Below are 2,126 nucleotides of genomic sequence, written 5' to 3'. Positions count from 1 at the left end.
CGAGCGCGACGTGGCGGTCTCGTTCGGCGGGATCAGCTTCCCGCCCGGAGCGACCGTCTACAGCGACGACGACGGCATCGTGGTGGTGTGACGTGTCGTCGTGGATCGCCAAGGAGAGCCCACGCCCGGTGCCGGAGACCCTGGACCGGCTGGAGCGGGCGCTGCTGGACCGCGGCTTCCGGGTGATGGCGCGGGTCGACCATTCCGGACACGCCGAGAAGGCCGGCCTGGCCCTGCGGCCCACCCAGGTGCTGCTGTTCGGCAAGCCCAGCCTGGGCACCCAGCTGATGCTGGCCGAGCAGACCATCGCCATCGACCTGCCGTCCAAGGCGCTGGCCTGGCAGGACGCCGACGGGCGGGTCCGGCTGGGCTACCGCGACCTGCGCGCGGTGGCGGCCGAGACGCCCGGCCTGCAGCCGGCACGGGCGGCGATCGACCAACTCGCCGACGCGATCGACGCGGCCACCGACGCGGCGGTGCAGCCGTGAGCGCGCCTGCCGCCGACACCCTGCAAGCCCGCTGGGAGAGCCTGCGCCGGCGGGTGGCCGACGCCTGCCGCGCCGCCGGACGGGACCCGGCCGAGGTCGACATCCTGCCGGTGAGCAAGACCTTCGGGCCGGTGGTGATCCGGGAGGCGGTGGCGCTCGGGCTGCACCGGTTCGGTGAGAACAAGGTGCAGGAGATCCGGGACAAGGCCGAACCGCTCGCCGACTGCGGGATCGACTGGGTGATGATCGGGCACCTGCAGACCAACAAGGCCGGCCTGGTGGCCCGGCTGGCCAGCGAGGTGCAGTCGGTGGACCGGCCGAAGCTGGCCGCGGCCCTGCACCGGCACCTGCAGGACGAAGGCCGCAGCATCGAGGTGCTCGTCCAGGTCAAGACCGCCGACGAGCCCAGCAAGTACGGTCTGCCGCCGGCCGAGCTGTTGCCCTTCCTGGACCGGCTGCGCGACTACCCGACGCTGCGGGTGCGCGGGCTGATGACGATCGCGCTGCACACCAGAGACGCCGACGAGGTGCGCGCCTGCTTCCGCGGGCTGCGTGAACTGCGGGACGCCGCCGCCGACCGCGGTCACCGGCTGCCCCGGCTGTCGATGGGGATGAGTGGCGACTTCGGTCTGGCGATCGCCGAGGGCGCCACCGAGGTGCGGATCGGCACCGCCATCTTCGGCGCACGTCCGTACCCGGACTCCTACTACTGGCCGGAGACCCCGGGTGAGGCGTCCCTATGATGACGGCCATGCGCCGTTTCGCGGTCTTGACCAGCGTGCTGATCCTGGCGGTGGGCTGTTCCGACGATGCCACCAGCAAGACGACGCCGCTGCCGGAGACCGGCACCGCGCCGGCCTCGGCCGTGCCGACCTCGTCGGCCCCGACCAGCAGCAGTCAGGCCCCCGCCGCGCCGCCGCCGGAGGCGGTCGCGTCTCCCGAGGCATTGGTCCGCTGGGTCGCGGCCGGCCGACCCGCCGATCCGGCGGATTTCCAGACCGTCGAGCGCGACGGCGAAGCCACCGAGCTCACCGGTGACGATGTCGCCTTCCGGCTGCCCGGCGACCTCAAACCGAACACCTTGGCCGGCTGCATCCGCCGGCTCAGCGAAACGCTGTCCTGCCTGCCGGGTCTCGCCGACCCACCGCCGAAACCGCCCGAGAATCTGTGGCAATGGATCAGCAACTGGGTGGACTTCAACGGGTCGACCATCACCGTCGGCGGCTACCACGGCGACCCCGGCCCGTTCAGCGACGGGCCGGGCGCACCGCTGCCCTACGGCGACAGCATCAAATCCGGTGACTACCAGTGCCGGTCGGATCCGTCCGGGCTGTACTGCGTCAGCCTGTCGAAGCACACCGGTCTGCGGATGTCGGAGACGCTGACCGCGTTCGGCTGCGCCAAGCAGGCCACCCCGCCGGCCGGGATCGGCGAGCAGTACGACTGCAGCTGACGCTAAACCGTCAGCGTCACCCGGTGTTTGGTGAAGTGCAACGCCTCGTCGTTGACTTTGCCGTGCCGGATCAGCCCCAGGTCGAGCAGGTAGTTCTGCTTGAGCCGCCACGGGATGCGTGATCCCGCCGTCGGCAGGTAGTCCAGCGCCCGCAGCACGTAGCCGGGGGTGAACTCCATCAGCGG

The 2,126-nt window shown here is 71.5% G+C and carries 4 protein-coding genes and 1 pseudogene; 4 read left to right on the top strand and 1 reads right to left on the bottom strand.

What is annotated here, in order from left to right:
* From AC2VNT_RS10655 to AC2VNT_RS10640, 4 genes are all read left to right on the top strand, one after another.
* Positions 1 to 91 (top strand): RraA family protein (locus AC2VNT_RS10655; RefSeq protein ID WP_486946823.1); only part of this gene is annotated, 91 nt, incomplete at its 5' end.
* 1 nt (position 92) lies between these two features.
* Positions 93 to 488, top strand: coding sequence for a DUF302 domain-containing protein (locus AC2VNT_RS10650; RefSeq protein ID WP_486946822.1), 396 nt, complete (start codon positions 93 to 95; stop codon positions 486 to 488).
* Complete coding sequence (locus tag AC2VNT_RS10645) at positions 485 to 1,231, top strand: YggS family pyridoxal phosphate-dependent enzyme (protein ID WP_486946821.1); 747 nt, start codon at positions 485 to 487, stop codon at positions 1,229 to 1,231. Before AC2VNT_RS10650 ends, AC2VNT_RS10645 begins: the two co-directional genes overlap by 4 nt.
* An 8-nt stretch (positions 1,232 to 1,239) precedes the next feature.
* The gene (locus AC2VNT_RS10640; protein ID WP_486946820.1) at positions 1,240 to 1,941 is read left to right on the top strand and encodes a hypothetical protein; all 702 of its coding nucleotides are present in this window, start codon (positions 1,240 to 1,242) and stop codon (positions 1,939 to 1,941) included.
* Positions 1,942 to 1,943: 2 nt separating this feature from the next.
* Here the strand turns inward: AC2VNT_RS10640 and AC2VNT_RS10635 are convergent.
* Positions 1,944 to 2,126: pseudogene (locus tag AC2VNT_RS10635) on the bottom strand (FAD-containing monooxygenase EthA); the annotation flags it as partial.

The sequence above is a fragment of the Mycobacterium sp. TH-M15 genome, from assembly GCF_057473705.1.
This window is presented reverse-complemented; position numbering and strand designations above follow the sequence as displayed.

What these genes read in the sequence shown, in the direction of transcription:
- AC2VNT_RS10640 (WP_486946820.1), top strand. Translation starts at nt 1,240, where the DNA reads ATGCGCCGTTTCGCGGTCTTGACCAGCGTGCTGATCCTGGCGGTGGGC.